Origin of the sequence: Idiomarina sp. OXR-189 (assembly GCF_034373425.1) — a bacterium.
GTDB classification, from domain to species: domain Bacteria; phylum Pseudomonadota; class Gammaproteobacteria; order Enterobacterales; family Alteromonadaceae; genus Idiomarina; species Idiomarina zobellii.
This window is the reverse complement of the sequence record NZ_CP139706.1, coordinates 2,525,571-2,540,590: the sequence shown is the minus strand read 5'-3', so window position 1 is coordinate 2,540,590 and position 15,020 is coordinate 2,525,571. Positions and strand designations below refer to the sequence as shown.

The following is a 15,020-nucleotide window of genomic DNA, read 5'->3' as shown; positions in this document are numbered from 1 at the left end:
TCAATGAATGATGACACGGAAAGTGCGCTTCAGGCATCGAATAAAGCGTTAAAGCTGGCTCGCCAGCATCAGTCCAAATACCTCAGTGAAATAGAAGCGCAGAATGGTGAGCTGACCATGGACTAAATCGAAAGCTATGGCTTTAACAAGGCATCTTAGTTTGCTGCACTACGTCGACTCGGAGTGTTTGTTTCTCGTATTTTGGCCTTAATACAAATCCAAGCTGCCCAAGACATTTTAGTAAGCGATCCGACCGAAACTTTTCTATACGACCATTAACTAAATCGCTGACTTGTGGTTGGGTTAGTCCAAGCTTTTCTCCAGCTGTTTTCTGAGGCCAGCGCTTATCTGCGATAATGTTTTTTAAAACAAGCATAAGATCAGACCGAGTTTGCAACTCTAAAGCCTCCTCCGGCTTGTCCTCTAAACCAACCGAAAATATGTTGTTATATTTTAATGTCATCGCTCGAAACCTTTCTTAATTAACTATCGGTCATATTATATCAGTACTGATATATTTGCGAGTTTTAGATTTTTTAAGACCAACTTGCAGGTTAAGGATTACTAAACCCGCCGCAGCACATCCAGTATTCCCTGGTCTCGGGCTTTTTGATCGGCGGGCACGTTAAAGTATTCGTTAGCCTTTACTCGTTCTTCCCAAAATTTTACAAAGTCCATTGGCTCGCTGGGATCGACTTGTTGTGACTCGGGGGTATGGGTTTTGTAGAAGTGTGTTTTCACGAACTGAAAGCTCATGCGGCTGCGCTGTTCCCATGATATTACGCCTGCTTCGTGGAGGTCTTTTGCCAACAAACTCATGTCATCGGGGGAGATTGCCCGAGGGTCATATTTATTGGCGATTTCCGTGGGAATGCCCTTGCTGGTAACGGAGGGCTGACTCGAATTACCTTCCTCAGCCTGACGGCGCATGGCTTCTTCAAACAATTGATCACGGGCTTTCATCAGGCTTTCAAGCTTGTCTTTTTCGTCTTTTGTCAGGCTAGACTTACTCTCCAGCTCTTCAATTTTCTGCTCTATTTCTTCAAGTTGTTCGGTATCCACACCCATGCGGTTAAGCACCAAGCTGCGGTAGGCTTTATCGATAAAGGTTTCATCATTGCCTAGTGTCGCTTGTTTCGCCTCGGGTGCTGGCGGCTGCTCCGCCTGACGGGTTTGTTGTGACGAACCTGCTTGGCTCGTTGCTGTGTTAAGTAATGTGCTGACGTTCATGTCCCCTCCTAGTCCGTTAGCGGCAAAAAACGGCAATGACTTGCCGAGATTCTCGGGTATTGGATTACTATGAGTTAACCCAGCAAGGGATGTGCCAGTTCATTTGAACTTTCACTGGGCAAATGGCTGAAAATTTGTTTTGCTGTGGGTTAGTTACTAGCAACTGACTGCCAACATGAATAAAACCATGCTTCAACGACGTTCAGGAAAGACCACGCCGTTTAATGCCGCAACGCCGGACAGTGATGCGCAGCGAGATCGTGCTCGAATCATCCACTCTTCGGCGTTCCGCAGGCTGCAGTCGAAAACTCAGGTGTTGGGTGTGGGCGACAATGACTTCTATCGCACGCGGCTAACCCATTCGATGGAAGTGGCGCAAATTGGTTCGGGTATTTGCGAGCATTTAAAGCGAACTTATGCTGGTAATGGCGATATTTCGCAGCAGATACCGTCGTTTTTTCAAATTGAAGCCACTTGTTTGGCGCATGATTTGGGACATCCGCCGTTCGGTCATGGCGGCGAGGTTGCGCTTAACTATCACATGCTGGGTCACGGCGGCTTTGAGGGAAACGGACAGACGTTACGCATTTTAAGCAAGTTGGGCGAGTATTCTGAACAGCATGGTCTGGACGTAACCCGCCGCACGTTGTTGGGTGTTTTGAAGTATCCGGTGTTGCACAGCGAAGTACAGCCAACCGATTTAACTAAGGATTCTCCGCTAAAAGCGTTTAAACCACCCAAATCGATTCATGACGATGAAAAAGACGTCTTGGAATGGGTTTTAGAAGAGTTTTCGCAGCACGATAGCGACAAGTTCAGAACAAAAACGGAGAAAGACGGCAAGCGACGCTCGCAATTCAAAGCCTTCGATACCTCAATTATGGAACTAGCCGACGATATTTCTTACGGCGTGCATGATTTAGAGGATGCGCTGGCGCTGGGCTTGGTGACAGAAAGGCAGTGGCGCAAGGATGTGTTGCAACAGGCGCATAAGGACAGCCCGCTGATAACCGAGGCGGAATTTTATAACGACAAACTCTTCTCACCTGATAGCCGTGACCGTAAACACGCCATTAGCAAACTGATTGGCTATTTAGTGCCGCAAATATCGGTCGAGCAGCAACAACAGTTTGAACACCCGCAACTGGATTTACAGGCAACACTACCGGCAGAGGCAGAGCACACGCTAGAACTACTCAAAAGTTTTGTCTTCAAGCACGTCATTCGGAGTGCTGAGGTAAAAGCCATGGAGTTTAAAGGTCAGCGCATCATTATGGCGCTGTTTGAAGCGTTGAGCGATACGCCTGAGCAGCTCCTGCAGCCTTCGACATTGCACAAATATCAGCAGGCAAGTAACCCAAGACGAGTTATTTGTGATTATATTTCCGGTATGACCGACCATTATGCTCGTAAGCAATATAGCCAGTTGTTTGGTGCAGAAAGCGAATAAAAAGGGCGCCAATTTGGCGCCCTTTTGAGTTTAACGAGTAGTTTCATTCAATGGAGAAACTTATTCCCATTCAGCAAATAGGTCTACGCCTGAGTAAGCACGGTAACCTTTAATGCTGATGTACCAACGGTCTTCTGCTGGGTTATCAATTTCACAAGTTTCGTTGTTACCTGAACGGTATGGACGGCACTCGTAGTTTGACTCAGTAGGCTCGCTACCACGGCGAACATAAAGGTCAGCATCGCCGCTACCGCCAGATATATTCACTTTCAACGATGACATGCCAGCAGGAATATCCAGCCAGTAATGTGTCCATTCGTTGCTCGCGCCAGACAAGTTGTCTGCACTCGCTGAACCACCTTGACCACCGTCTGTTGGTGCAGTGAATGAACCAGTTAGGTTAACGCCGTCAAAACTTGAGTAAGCGTTAAGCATAACGTGGTAAGTACCGGCTTGTACGTTAGAAATAGTACAAGTTTCAGTGTTACCGGTGCGGTATGGGCGACAGTCATAGTTAGACTGGGTTGGGTCCGCACCAAAGCGCACGTACAGGTCAGCGTCGCCAGATCCACCGTTAATGTTGAAGCTTAAGTCAGTTGCTCCTGCTGGAACGTCTAACGTGTAGTATAACGAACTACCAGTAGATGCAGATAAGTTACCGACTGTTTGGCCGTTCGTCAGCTCACCACCTGTTGGCGGCTCAGGATCAGGACCCGGTCCTCCGGTTCCGTCACAGCCGTTTGCATCAATGTAGTCAATAGCGTCTTTAGATTGCGCTAAACCATAACCAAACTTAACGTCGCGACCATAGTCGCCTAAGTCTTGAGCTGTGTTGTTGAGCACGCTACGAATTTCCTGAGCACTACAGGTTGGGTGATGTGACCAAACCAAAGCAGCAACACCAGCAACGTGTGGTGATGCCATAGAGGTACCGCTCATGGTGCCGTAGTTGCCTTGCTGACCAGTGCCTTCAGGATAGGTTGAAAGAACATCAACACCCGGACCAGCAATTTCAACTTGGCTGTTTTTCTGTGAGAAAGACGCCAGGTTTTTGCTGCTATCGACAGCCGCAACGGACATAACCGCGTTGTAAGACGCTGGGTAAGACATTGGGTCAGTTGAGCTGTATGCAGAACCGTCGTTACCGGCTGCCGCAACCAGTAAAACGCCCTGGTTGAACAGGTTTTGCATTGCGTTGGCTTCGGTTTGGCTTGAACCGCCGCCGCCCAGGCTCATGTTAACAACATCAGCGCCGTTGTCGGCACAAGTTTCAATAGCAGAAACCAGTGAAGACGAATAGCCCCAACCACTTGAGTTGAATACTTTGACAATATGCAGGTTAGGATCGCTACCAATAACGCCACGAACGCCAAAACCGTTATCGAGTGCAGCAATGGTACCGGCAACGTGCGTACCGTGTGGACCGCCGTTGTCATGCCAGTTGCCTGTGCCGCTATCATTCGTGCCGTTAATAGTACCGCCTAAGGTACCCATATCTTCGTGTGGTAACTCTAAACCAGAGTCGATAACACACACTTTTTTACCGCCAGCAGATGCTGATGCAACGCTGTCGTCAACTAAGTCAGCTTGTACTTGGCTAATACCGTAAGGCACGTCTTGCGCCATAAAACGACGAATACGGTCAACTTCAACGTATTCAATGTTTGGGTTTTTCTCAAGACGCTTTTTCTGCTTTTCAGTCAGTTCGGCCGCTACCGCCAGGTTATGGCGCATGCTGAGTTTTACTTTACCACCCGCTTTTCTGACCATGTTGTTTGCGCGCGAAAGGGCCAGCTCAGAACGTCCTCTGTTGCCCATTTTGTTAACAGCGTTACCGTTGTTTTTAAACTTGATGATGTAACGCTGAGGCGCAGAACTATCCACTTGCGCTTGAATTTGAGCCTGCTCTTTTACCAGCGGCTGCGCTTGTGAATGGTCCGGAGGCTTAGCAAAAGCCGATGAAACTGATACTGCCAGAGCAGTCAGCGTAAGATATTGAATTTTTTTCATACCAGATTTGTCTCTTTTTGTTTTTTATCTGTGGCTGTTAAAAGCCATGAATGACGCAGCAGGGGATACGACGTTTGGCTGCCTGAAAATGACGTCGTTTGACATCATTTGCAACATTCAATAACAAAAAATGAACAATTTAAAGGATGAAAACGTAAAGATTGTTTAAATTTTTAACAGAAAAGATACAAAAGTTAACCAGAAGTTAGCGATAGGAGGGGCTTGGTTCGTTCACTGAGCTTTGCGGAGGTTGCTGCAACCAGTTCTCTGAAATTAAGCCAGGGACGCGTTCAAACTCGCTTGTATTGTTAGTTACAACTGTTAGGCCATGGCATTTGGCGTGTCCAGCTATCATTTGATCATAAGGGCCAATGGGCGTGCCTTTCTCTTTTAAATGATGTCGGATAAGAGCCGTATGATAGGCCGCATCGGCATCGTAGTTAAGGATGTTTAAACGAGCTAAAAAGCTGTCGAGTTTGTCGGCATTAGTAACGCGTTGTTGAGAGTTTTCGACACCGTATTGAAGCTCCATGACAGTCACTGAGCTTACACAGAGTTCGCGAGAGTGCTCATCAAAAATAGGCGCTAAATAAGCCGGTCGGTTCTTCATAATGTAAATACAGATATTGGTATCCAGCATATATCGTAAATTCATAGTTGCTCGCGCTCTTGCTCTCCAGGCTGCTCGCGATCAACCATAAAATCGTCACTGGCAGGCTCACCACTAAACCAAGAAGCCCAACTGGTTCTCGCCGGAGTAATAATTCGGCTTTCACCAACGACTAACACTTCAACTTCTTTTACATCTTCAGAAAAAGCGACGTCTTTTGGCAACCGAACCGCTTGCGTTTTATTGCTTTTGAAAAGTGTTGTTTTGGTCATAACTTACTTTGTATATCCAATTTGAATATACATATTTTAGTTGAGCTATATGAGCTGTCAAATGTGTTACTTAGGTTTGTGGTTTTTGCGCTTACTCATTTCCGCTATACTCTGCTTAAATTCAGTAGTGCAGAAAAGTTATGTCCAAGAAAAAACAAGAGTCGATTGTACTCGAAACGCCAACAGGCTCGGACCACGTTTTATTACACTCCTGCTGTGCGCCGTGCTCTGGGGAAGTTATGGAACGTATGGCAGAAGCAGGCATCAAGTTTACGATTTTCTTCTATAACCCGAATATTCATCCCGAAAAAGAGTATTTGCTGCGTAAAGAAGAGAATATCCGCTTCGCTGAAAAGCTTGGCGTGGACTTTATTGACTGTGACTACGACACTAAGAACTGGTTTGAAAGAGTAAAAGGTCTCGAGTGGGAACCGGAACGAGGTGAGCGCTGCACGGTTTGTTTTGATATGCGCTTTGAGCGCACAGCGTTATATGCGTATGAAAACGGCTTTGACACCATTACCAGTTGCTTGGGTATTTCACGCTGGAAAAATATGCAGCAAATAAATGACTGTGGTCAGCGTGCGGTTGCACGTTATCCCGGATTGCATTACTGGACGTTTAACTGGCGTAAAAAAGGCGGCTCTGCCCGTATGGTGGAAATTGCCAAGCGAGAACGTTTTTATCAGCAGGAGTATTGTGGTTGTGTTTATTCGCTTCGCGATACCAACCGCTGGCGCCTGCAGAACGGGCGAGATCGCATTAAAATTGGTGTGGAATATTATTCCGCCGACTAAAAAAGCCCCAGACGCTGGGAAGAAAGACGTCCGGGGCTGCACGTGAAAGCGTTAATTTATGCTTTAGAAGTTATAGCGGAAGTTCGCCATAATAGTTCGCTGCTGACCGTAGAAGCAGTCACCGCGAGCCAGACATGACGTTAATACCGTTTTGTCGGTTAGGTTGTCGACATCTAGGCTGACGCTGTAGTTGTCCCAGTCGTAACCGATCATGGCATCAAAGACGGTGTAGCTTGGAGTTTCTAGCGGGTCATTAAGTACTACACCGTTTTGCTCAACGTAAGCACTGCCATCGGACGTATTACCTACGTAGCGAACGCCAGCACCAATTTTGAAACCATTCCAGTTTTCGGGACGATATGTTGCCCAAACAGACGCTTGCTGGTCAGGTGTGGCAGAAAGCGTAGCGCCTTCTTCTCCTACGGTATTACTTTCACTGACTACAGCATCGGTGTACGCGTAGCTGGCGTAAACGTCCAGAGAGTCCCAGGCAAGTTGAGCTTCTAATTCAACACCTTCTATCTCAACTTCTCCGGTTTGCACCTGCCCATTAGGGTCAACAATGTCTGGATCTGTCGCTTGTTCTGCGTTAACACTGGTTGTGCGGTTTTCTTCAGTTATTTTGTAAACAGACGCAGTTAACAAATGCTCTGTACCTTCGGGCTGGTATTTAACACCAGCTTCCCACTGTTTTCCTTCTAATGGTACATATGGATTGTCATAAGCATCTCGGCCAATGAGTGTAGAGAATGATTCGCTGTAACTAATATAGGGAGAAATTCCGCCATCCATTAGATACATAAAGCCTAAGCGTCCGGTGGTTGCGTATTGTTCTGTTACGGTGCCATCTTCAGGGTTGTTCGTAGCGCGATCTCTACGTAAAGCGGCAGAAATTAGCCATTTGTCATAGACACGCATATTATCTTGGACATAAAGACCCAGTTGGTGATTGGTTAATGATGGATCGTTTGGTAGTTCTGCTGAAGTTGGTAAGTCTGTAACTAGACCGTATTCTGGGTCATAGAGGTCGATATAGCCACCGTGACCACTAACGACATCTGAATCTGTTTTTGCATCTTGGAAATCAACCCCGAAGACTAAAGCGTGAGAAACGGGTCCAGTGGATAATGAACCATGTAACTGAAAATCGCTTGTCCAACTTTGGCTGTCGTTATCGTAGATGTAAGCGTAGCGTTCAAAACGCCTGTTATCGTCCTCAAATTGCGGCGGCCAATTAAGTGAATACATTGTGTTGTAGTCGCCTCGGCTATCAACATAGCGGCTGGCCAGACGCAGACTCCAGTCCAGATTAATATCGTGCTCAACAATAGCGGTTAGTGCGTTTTGCTCAGTATCGTATTTATCAAAGCCGGGTTCTGAGACAAAAGTGGAGCTGTCAATTTGGCCAAATTCGTTTGGAAGAATAGTGCCTTTCCATGGGAAAAACTGAGTGCTGGAGCCTGATTCATTGCGCTGAATGTTACCGATTAAGGTAATTTTTGTGTCTTCAGAAGCATGCCAACTTAAGGAAGGATTGAGCACCAGGCTGTTGTCCGGAACGTAATCGGTTTGTGTATCGCTGTCGCGGTATAAGCCTACTAAGCGGCCGGTTAACGAAGCATCATCGTTCAATGCGCCAGTAATATCGCCGGCAACTTGCTTACGGGAGTAATTACCTAATTGCGCCCAGAACTGACCTTCAGTTTCTGCCTTCGGGCGTTTACTGACTAGGTTGATGATACCGCCTGTTGAGCCTTGACCGTACAAGACAGAACTTGGTCCTTTAAGAATTTCGATTTGACCCAGTGAATAAGGGTTCACGCGAACGTTATTGTAGTTGCCAAACAGGGACTTTAAGCCATCCAGATACTGAACCGGCGACACACCGCGTATTTGAGCCCAGTCGCCGCGAGTATCGACACCGTAAGGGCCGTTATACAAACCAGCAACATAGCCAATGGCGTCCTGAACCGTTACCGCGCCGAGATCTTCAATGCGTGCTTCTGTTAATACGGACACGGATAGAGGTGTTTCAATGATGGGTGTGTCAGACTTTGAGCCGGTCGCACTGACGTAAGAGATCAAACCACGAGAGCTTACCTCGATGGTTTCCATCATTTCTTCTTTTTCTTTTCGGGTTTGCTGAGGCTCTTCAGCCAAAGCTGCTGTGCTGGTTAGAGCGGCCAAAACGCTGACCGCTAATAGAGACTTCTGGATTTTCATAACTCCCCTCAAAATCACAAGCGTTTATGTTGAGGTGGATCCTAAATGAAAATGATTCGTGTTTAAAGTTTTATTTTAGCCAATTTTCAGGAATCTTCCATGAAGCCTTATGCACATTGCCGTCCCAGGTCTGCAATGTCACCCAAACGCGGTGTTCAGGTTGATATTGTTGTGGCGCAATAGCGTGTACATGTTGCAGTAATTCACTGCCATGCATAATGCCAACGTCACCACTTTGAAGTGTCTCTAATGGCATTGGCTCTTCGCCAATATTGACGTATCCCTGACGAATATCGGCGACTTTGCCTTCATTAACATAAGCAGAAAAGTCCTTTACCCAGTCCTCGTGGTGAGCATACGGTGCATCATTATTTAAAGGTTGTATGGCAACCTCAAAAGGCCCTACTTGCTTTTCTTCCCATACGTCAGGGAATACCGGCGGCTGCAGCTGATCGTACAAAAAGTAGATGGGCAGAATAAGAATTAAGCCACTCAGTTTAAACTTATTACGGTTCCAAAATGTATTCTTACGGCGCGCCATTAGTTCGCTCCCTCACTTTGCAGAGACTCACGCAGTGGTGTCTTCTTTTCTTTTGCGGCTTTTACGGTTCGCGATCCCCAAATCAAGAAACCGGTAATGGACATGGCAGACAGGATCAGTCCGAAAATAAACCAGATGGCTTTGGTCCAGATGCCGCCAATAGTGCCGTAGTGCAGGGGATCAATAATATGCTGGATGGTTTGCAGCGTATTCATGTTTTCCGGTGAAACGGCACGGGCTATTTCGCCGTTCCACGGGTTAATATCAAGCCGATAGGAGTACTGATCGTAAAAGATAAAGTCGCCGCCACCCATAATTTTGAACATGTCGCGGTTGTGCTCCGGCATCATAATAAAGCTGGGCCTTATATCCGGGAAACGCTGCTCAGTAATTGTCAGGGCTTGTTCAAAGGAAACCGGTGGCTGTGCTTTTTCACCCATGGGAATGTCAGATACTTCCACTAACGGTGCATGCCCTTCAATATCGATATCGGCATGCCAAAGCACTTGCTGAGTGAAGTACCAAAGACCAGTCAGGCTCATGACAATAAGAAACCAGATTGACCACACGCCGCCGTGCTTATGTAAGTCAGTTAATAGTGTTTTCTTGCCCTGCTTAGCGCGAACTTTAGGTTGTGTATAGGCACGCCAGAATTTTTTGTAAATAACCAGCCCGGTAACTAACGCACCTATCATGACAAATGACATGGCCGAAACTAAATAGTAGCCAACGCTATAGCCTTCTTGCCAGGGGAATAGCAGCCAGCTATGCAACGAGCGCATAAAGTTAATAAAGGTAATTCCCTGGTTCACTTCCTGAATTTCGCCGGTGTACTGGTTTACGTAAGCAATGCCATTCGGAATATTCTCGGCCGAGAAGATAACCGCATTAATAAGGTAAGGCTCAAAAGTCATTACTGTAGTGACGTTGGCGGTCGGGAACTGGCTTTTAACTGCAGCAACAAGTTCTGAAACAGGCTGAGCCGGCAAGCTGTCTGGGTTGACGGCGCGTGCATTCTCGTTAAATAGCCAGGTTAATTCGTGGCTGAACACCGCTATCGTTCCCGTAATGCAAATAAAACAAAACAGGATCCAAATAGGTAATGAGCACCATCCGTGCAGTTTGAACCATTGCCGTTGAGTCATTCTTTTCTACTCTCTAAAAAACTTTCCGCAAATGATATTGATAATAGGAACGATTATCAAATACAATTACAAAAAGAAATAGTTCTCATTTGTGATTTAGAGTGGATTGTTAAATGAATCAGTTTATAAAAAGTTCTTTGGCGTTAGCAATTGCGTCAATCATGCTCACATCGGCTGCTATTGCGCAGGAAAATGACGGCGCAGAGTCGGAAAAGTCAGAGGGTCAACAAAAGGAAAAAATTTTTGAACACATTAAGGTGACTGGAAGTCCGCTTGACCGTGCGACAACAGCGACAGGGTTGCCGTTAACCTTGCGTCAGACGCCTCAGTCTATTTCGGTGATTGATCGCGAATTTATTGATGGCTTCGCATTAGACACGGTAGCCGATGTTATGCAGTTTGCGCCGGGTATTCAGGCGCAGCAGGCTGAAACGGACCGCTTTTTCTTCCGCTCTCGCGGGCGTGACGTAACTAACTTCCAGTTCGACGGTGTACCCATTGCTTATAACAGTTTCTTTAGTGAAGCCTTAGCCGACTCGGTAGTATTTGAGCGAGTGGAAATTGTGCGCGGCGCAACCGGCTTGTTAACGGGTGCTGGGGAACCTTCTGCAGCAATTAACCTGATTCGTAAGCGCCCAAAAACAGAAGATGGCGGCTATGCGAGTGTTGGTATTGGCTCCTGGAGTAATTATCGCTTCGAGGCTGACCATTCTCAGACATTGACCGAAGACGGTAATGTGAAAGCGCGAGTGGCCATGGCCTATGAAGAAGGCGAAAGCTACGTCGACCTGTCGGAAAAAGAAAACGCACAAATTTACGCGGTAGTAACGGCCGATTTAACGACCCAAACGCGCTTGACGGTAGGTACAGACTACAGTGAGCGGAACCCCAAAGGCAGCATGTGGGGTGCATTGCCGCTGTTTTATGACGACGGCACTCAGGCGGATGATCTACCTGTGAGTACGACAACCGCTTCGCCATGGAACAGATGGGACAGAGAAAGCACTAATGTGTTTGCGCAACTAGAGCATGCGTTTGATAACGGCTGGGACCTTCAAATGGATGTTGAGCGCCGTGAAGGTGAGATGGACGGGTATCTTTTGTACTTTTCTGGCTTCCCGAACAAAGAAACGGGAGAAGGTCTGAGTGCGTCTCCTAATCACTATGTGTCCGACCGGGAGCAAACGTCATTCCGTATTTTAGCTTCGGGCCCTTTTGAGTTATTGGGTCGCGAGCACCAGTTAACGGCAGGTGCTCTCTATGCTGAGCAGGATGTTAATGCTACGTCTTATGGTATTACCGATACTATTGTGGTTCCTAGCTTATTTGACTGGGGGAGTGGAGTACCTCAACCTAACTTTAGCGATACACCAGCATATAGCACGCTAGAGTCTCATACTCAGGAAGGCGTTTATGCTGCCGCACAGTTTAGTTTAACGGACGAATTTACCGCGATAATTGGTAATCGTTTAACCAACTACGATTCATTGTCTGAGTCGCCCTGGGCAACAAGTGACTACGAGAACTCAAGCGTCAATACGCCTTATCTCGGCCTTGTTTACGATGTGACTGACATTATTTCCACCTACGCCAGCTACACCGAAATTTTCCAGCCCCAAAATGCATTTAACGCTGACGGCGAGCTGATTGGTCCAGTTGAAGGGTCCAATTCAGAAATTGGTATTAAAGGTGACTTCTTTAACGAAGCCCTAACCGCCAGTTTTGCGCTGTATAAGGTTAAGGAAGATAATTTAGCAATCAATGACCCTGATAATACGGACCCATTGCCGGGCACGACCATTTTTCCTTCCATAGGTGTGGATGGAGCAGAAAGTGAAGGTTATGAGCTGGAGCTAAATGGTAAACCAACAGACGCTTTGAACATTTTCTTCAGCTATACGCATAATGAGTCGACGGATCGCGACGGTTCAGATTATGCACCTTACTTGCCGGAGGACATGGTCAAGGCGAGTGTGCTTTACACCGCTACTGATGCCTTAAAGCTTGGTGTTAATGCAAATTGGCAAAGCGATGTATCTAACCCTGGTATTGGCCCTAATGGCGAAACCTTTACTCAGGACAGCTATACAGTTGTAAACGCTATGGCGAATTACAACTTAGGTAAGAACTTAGATCTAAGCCTGAACGTCAATAACCTGTTCGATGAGAAGTATTACTCAAGTATCGACTTCTATAATCAAGGCTTCTTCGGCGCAGAGCGTAATTTTGAGCTAAGTCTTAAATATGCGTGGTAAGGTAACTGCGTAATCACAGAAAGGGCGGTGCAACAATACTGCCCTTTTCTTTTGGCCGTTGCTAAGAGCTCTTTGGCTTGCTATAAATGCGCGCAAATTTTCTATGAGCCCAACTATATGAGTCAGTCTTCGAATATCGTTGTTATGGTGCGCCCGCATCACTTTGCATCGAACCCGGAAACTATGGGCGATAATGCTTTTCAGTCGCTGGCGAAAGACGGCGTTAACGTTGCTGAAGCGGCATACAACGAAGTGACCGAAGCGGTCAACAAGCTGCGTGAGCACGGTGTTCAGGTGCACTTATTCGAGGATGAAACCACAGAAACACCTGACTCGGTATTTCCCAACAACTGGTTCAGCACTCATGCCTCTGGCGAGCTGGTTCTATACCCTATGTATTGTGAAAACCGCCGCAAAGAGCGTCGTCCGGACATTATTGAATTTCTTCGTAATGAATATGGCTATCAACAGCTTATTGATTTAAGCGCGCAGGAAAACGATGGCGTATTCCTTGAAGGCACGGGATCTATTGTGTTCGACCATGAACATAAGCTTGCTTATGCCGCCCGATCTAAGCGTATGCACGAAAGTGCGCTGAAAGAGCTTTGCCTAAAACTGAATTACAAACCCGTGGCGTTCAATGCAACCAGCCGAGACGGCAAGCCGGTGTATCACACCAATGTGCTTATGGCTGTTGGCAGTGAGTTTGTCATGGCGTCCGCTGAGATGATTCGTGATGACAAAGAACGGCGCCGGTTTATGGATACGGTTGCAGCAAGTGGTAAAGAGCTGGTGCAGTTGACTGAAGCTCAAATAGAGCACTTTGCCGGCAATACTCTGGAGTTAGAGGCAGATGGGCGCAAATTATTGGCTATTTCTGCAACCGCTTATAACGCTTTAAGTGCTGAACAGATCCAAAAACTGGAGCAATGGGTGACACTCGTACCCATTAACGTGCCAACCATTGAGCTGGGCGGCGGTTCAATTCGGTGCATGCTGGCGCAGATTTTTAGCCCAGTTTGACTATAAATCAGTTTTATAAAATAAATTGAAAATATTCTTTGACATTATAATAAATGAGCGTACAGTGGGCGGCGTTGGATAAGAAACAGATAGTTAAACACTCCTCTACGTCACATTATTAGAAGTAATCGTCTCGTCCTGTAGTTTTAAGTTTCACATTTTTTACCCCGCACGATCATCGGCGTCGAGATTGTCTCGGTCCGGTACTTTTATAGTTTTAAAAATTTCAGGATATTATTATGTCTAATACAGTAAACGGTGTTGTTAAGTGGTTTAACGAAGCAAAAGGTTTTGGTTTTATCGAGCAGCAAGGTGGCGCAGACGTATTTGCTCACTTTAGCGCGATTGTAAGCGACGGCTTCAAAACCTTAGCTGAAGGCCAACGCGTTTCTTTCTCAGTGACCCAAGGCCCGAAAGGCCCTCAAGCTGAGAACATTCAAGCGCTATAATCCCTTGCGGATAGAGCCCTTGAAGTCGCTTTAAGCGAACCAAATTTAAGAAGCAGCCTACGGGCTGCTTTTTTTGTGCCTGAATTTTGTGGCGAAACCCCGTAAACTTAAGTTTTAAAATTAATAAGAGCTTCCGCCGTGATACAGCCATTTGACCAACTCATTTGCCCTCTGGATAAGCAGCCTTTGCAACTGAATGAACGCACCTGGCGCTGTGAAAATGGTCACAGCTATGACGTGGCAAAGCAAGGATACGTCAACTTGCTGCCAGTGCAGAATAAGCGCTCGAAAGACCCCGGTGACAGCAAATCGATGGTGCAGGCAAGGCGTCATTTTTTGAGTCAGGGCTTTTATCAGCCATTGGCTGACGCGCTGTCAGATAGTGTGTTATCGGTTGGCGATCAGTCAATTTTAGACGCGGGCTGTGGTGAGGGATATTACCTTCAAAGCATTGTGTGTAAAGCTGAGCAGCGTGACGTATTGTTAGAGGTTGCAGCGCTGGATATCTCAAAATGGGCGGTACAGGCAGCCGCAAAGCAAGATAAGCGCTTGAGTTGGATGGTAGCATCGAATAATGCAATTCCGTTGGCAAACAATAGTGTCGATACTATTTTGTGCGTGTTTGGCTTCCCTGTTGAAGCTGAATTTAAGCGGGTATTAAAACCTGGTGGTCGATTGATTATGGTTGATCCGGCTTCTGAGCACTTAATCGAACTCAAACGAATAATTTACCCAGAAATAAAAGCAAAATCCGAACACTTACCAGTCTCTGAAAAAGGTTGGGTTTTGTCATCAGAAGAGAGAATCAGCTTTAAAGTTGAGTTGCCTGATACTGAAGCCGTACATGACCTACTCACCATGACACCACACCTCTACCGTGCTAGTAAAGAAGGCATAGAAAAGGCAGAAAAGCTACAAAGCTTGGCCATAACGGCTGATGTATGGGTACGTGTTTTTAGCCTTAAATAGTTTGCTAAGATAAACCTCAACATAAAGAAGAGCTTCTGGAGGCTCG

The 15,020-nt window shown here is 46.5% G+C and carries 15 protein-coding genes; 7 read left to right on the top strand and 8 right to left on the bottom strand.

Going from position 1 to position 15,020, the window contains the following annotated elements:
• Window positions 1-3 precede the first annotated feature (3 nt).
• The gene (locus tag UM402_RS12485; RefSeq protein ID WP_322295352.1) at window positions 4-126 is read left to right on the top strand and encodes a hypothetical protein; all 123 of its coding nucleotides are present in this window, start codon (window positions 4-6) and stop codon (window positions 124-126) included.
• Window positions 127-142: 16 nt separating this feature from the next.
• Here UM402_RS12485 and UM402_RS12480 read toward each other — a convergent pair whose 3' ends face one another.
• Window positions 143-463, bottom strand: a complete 321-nt coding sequence (locus UM402_RS12480) for a helix-turn-helix domain-containing protein (protein WP_058578580.1) — start codon at window positions 461-463, stop codon at window positions 143-145.
• 101 nt (window positions 464-564) lie between these two features.
• The gene (locus UM402_RS12475) at window positions 565-1,230 is read right to left on the bottom strand and encodes a hypothetical protein (protein WP_058578579.1); all 666 of its coding nucleotides are present in this window, start codon (window positions 1,228-1,230) and stop codon (window positions 565-567) included.
• A gap of 175 nt (window positions 1,231-1,405) precedes the next feature.
• Between UM402_RS12475 and UM402_RS12470 the strand changes: the two genes are divergently transcribed.
• Window positions 1,406-2,680, top strand: a complete 1,275-nt coding sequence (locus UM402_RS12470) for an anti-phage deoxyguanosine triphosphatase (protein ID WP_322295351.1) — start codon at window positions 1,406-1,408, stop codon at window positions 2,678-2,680.
• A gap of 60 nt (window positions 2,681-2,740) precedes the next feature.
• Here the strand turns inward: UM402_RS12470 and UM402_RS12465 are convergent, their stop codons facing one another.
• From UM402_RS12465 to vapB, 3 genes are all read right to left on the bottom strand, one after another.
• Window positions 2,741-4,690 carry a S8 family serine peptidase gene (locus tag UM402_RS12465; protein ID WP_058578577.1) on the bottom strand — a complete coding sequence of 650 codons (1,950 nt, stop codon included), beginning with the start codon at window positions 4,688-4,690 and terminating at the stop codon, window positions 2,741-2,743.
• 205 nt (window positions 4,691-4,895) lie between these two features.
• Window positions 4,896-5,345, bottom strand: a complete 450-nt coding sequence (gene vapC / locus UM402_RS12460; protein ID WP_058578576.1) for a type II toxin-antitoxin system tRNA(fMet)-specific endonuclease VapC — start codon at window positions 5,343-5,345, stop codon at window positions 4,896-4,898.
• On the bottom strand, window positions 5,342-5,572 hold the full coding sequence (gene vapB, locus UM402_RS12455; RefSeq protein WP_058578575.1) for a type II toxin-antitoxin system VapB family antitoxin: 231 nt from the start codon (window positions 5,570-5,572) through the stop codon (window positions 5,342-5,344). The genes vapC and vapB overlap by 4 nt, the downstream gene beginning before the upstream one ends.
• Window positions 5,573-5,712: 140 nt before the next feature.
• Between vapB and UM402_RS12450 the strand changes: the two genes are divergently transcribed.
• Window positions 5,713-6,369, top strand: coding sequence for an epoxyqueuosine reductase QueH (locus tag UM402_RS12450; protein ID WP_053953439.1), 657 nt, complete (start codon window positions 5,713-5,715; stop codon window positions 6,367-6,369).
• Window positions 6,370-6,432: 63 nt separating this feature from the next.
• On the opposite strand, the gene UM402_RS12445 is transcribed toward UM402_RS12450, so the two are convergent.
• The 3 genes from UM402_RS12445 to UM402_RS12435 all read right to left on the bottom strand — a co-directional run bounded on the left by UM402_RS12445 (window position 6,433) and on the right by UM402_RS12435 (window position 10,278).
• The gene (locus UM402_RS12445; RefSeq protein WP_058578574.1) at window positions 6,433-8,592 is read right to left on the bottom strand and encodes a TonB-dependent siderophore receptor; all 2,160 of its coding nucleotides are present in this window, start codon (window positions 8,590-8,592) and stop codon (window positions 6,433-6,435) included.
• A 70-nt stretch (window positions 8,593-8,662) separates the two neighbouring features.
• A complete protein-coding gene (locus tag UM402_RS12440; protein ID WP_058578573.1) occupies window positions 8,663-9,133 on the bottom strand; it encodes a hypothetical protein in 471 nt (156 codons plus the stop codon).
• Window positions 9,133-10,278 carry a PepSY-associated TM helix domain-containing protein gene (locus UM402_RS12435; protein WP_058578572.1) on the bottom strand — a complete coding sequence of 382 codons (1,146 nt, stop codon included), beginning with the start codon at window positions 10,276-10,278 and terminating at the stop codon, window positions 9,133-9,135. The genes UM402_RS12440 and UM402_RS12435 overlap by 1 nt, the downstream gene beginning before the upstream one ends.
• Before the next feature lie 113 nt (window positions 10,279-10,391).
• On the opposite strand from UM402_RS12435, the gene UM402_RS12430 reads away from it, so the two are divergent.
• The 4 genes from UM402_RS12430 (at window position 10,392) to UM402_RS12415 (ending at window position 14,974) form a co-directional block, all read left to right on the top strand.
• Window positions 10,392-12,533 carry a TonB-dependent siderophore receptor gene (locus UM402_RS12430; protein WP_058578571.1) on the top strand — a complete coding sequence of 714 codons (2,142 nt, stop codon included), beginning with the start codon at window positions 10,392-10,394 and terminating at the stop codon, window positions 12,531-12,533.
• A gap of 117 nt (window positions 12,534-12,650) precedes the next feature.
• Window positions 12,651-13,556, top strand: a complete 906-nt coding sequence (gene ctlX / locus UM402_RS12425; RefSeq protein WP_058578570.1) for a citrulline utilization hydrolase CtlX — start codon at window positions 12,651-12,653, stop codon at window positions 13,554-13,556.
• Between the two features lie 239 nt (window positions 13,557-13,795).
• Complete coding sequence (locus UM402_RS12420) at window positions 13,796-14,005, top strand: cold-shock protein (protein ID WP_053953437.1); 210 nt, start codon at window positions 13,796-13,798, stop codon at window positions 14,003-14,005.
• Between the two features lie 138 nt (window positions 14,006-14,143).
• Window positions 14,144-14,974: a putative RNA methyltransferase gene (locus UM402_RS12415; protein ID WP_058578569.1), complete on the top strand. Its 831-nt coding sequence runs from the start codon at window positions 14,144-14,146 to the stop codon at window positions 14,972-14,974.
• Window positions 14,975-15,020: the final 46 nt, after the last annotated feature.

Bases quoted from the DNA above. Each gene is read 5' to 3' on its own strand.
- ctlX (WP_058578570.1), top strand. From the start codon at position 12,651: ATGAGTCAGTCTTCGAATATCGTTGTTATGGTGCGCCCGCATCACTTT.
- vapB (WP_058578575.1), bottom strand. From the start codon at position 5,572: ATGACCAAAACAACACTTTTCAAAAGCAATAAAACGCAAGCGGTTCGG.
- UM402_RS12445 (WP_058578574.1), bottom strand. From the start codon at position 8,592: ATGAAAATCCAGAAGTCTCTATTAGCGGTCAGCGTTTTGGCCGCTCTA.
- UM402_RS12440 (WP_058578573.1), bottom strand. From the start codon at position 9,133: ATGGCGCGCCGTAAGAATACATTTTGGAACCGTAATAAGTTTAAACTG.
- UM402_RS12485 (WP_322295352.1), top strand. From the start codon at position 4: ATGAATGATGACACGGAAAGTGCGCTTCAGGCATCGAATAAAGCGTTA.
- vapC (WP_058578576.1), bottom strand. From the start codon at position 5,345: ATGAATTTACGATATATGCTGGATACCAATATCTGTATTTACATTATG.
- UM402_RS12470 (WP_322295351.1), top strand. From the start codon at position 1,406: ATGAATAAAACCATGCTTCAACGACGTTCAGGAAAGACCACGCCGTTT.
- UM402_RS12430 (WP_058578571.1), top strand. From the start codon at position 10,392: ATGAATCAGTTTATAAAAAGTTCTTTGGCGTTAGCAATTGCGTCAATC.
- UM402_RS12420 (WP_053953437.1), top strand. From the start codon at position 13,796: ATGTCTAATACAGTAAACGGTGTTGTTAAGTGGTTTAACGAAGCAAAA.
- UM402_RS12475 (WP_058578579.1), bottom strand. From the start codon at position 1,230: ATGAACGTCAGCACATTACTTAACACAGCAACGAGCCAAGCAGGTTCG.
- UM402_RS12450 (WP_053953439.1), top strand. From the start codon at position 5,713: ATGTCCAAGAAAAAACAAGAGTCGATTGTACTCGAAACGCCAACAGGC.
- UM402_RS12435 (WP_058578572.1), bottom strand. From the start codon at position 10,278: ATGACTCAACGGCAATGGTTCAAACTGCACGGATGGTGCTCATTACCT.
- UM402_RS12465 (WP_058578577.1), bottom strand. From the start codon at position 4,690: ATGAAAAAAATTCAATATCTTACGCTGACTGCTCTGGCAGTATCAGTT.
- UM402_RS12480 (WP_058578580.1), bottom strand. From the start codon at position 463: ATGACATTAAAATATAACAACATATTTTCGGTTGGTTTAGAGGACAAG.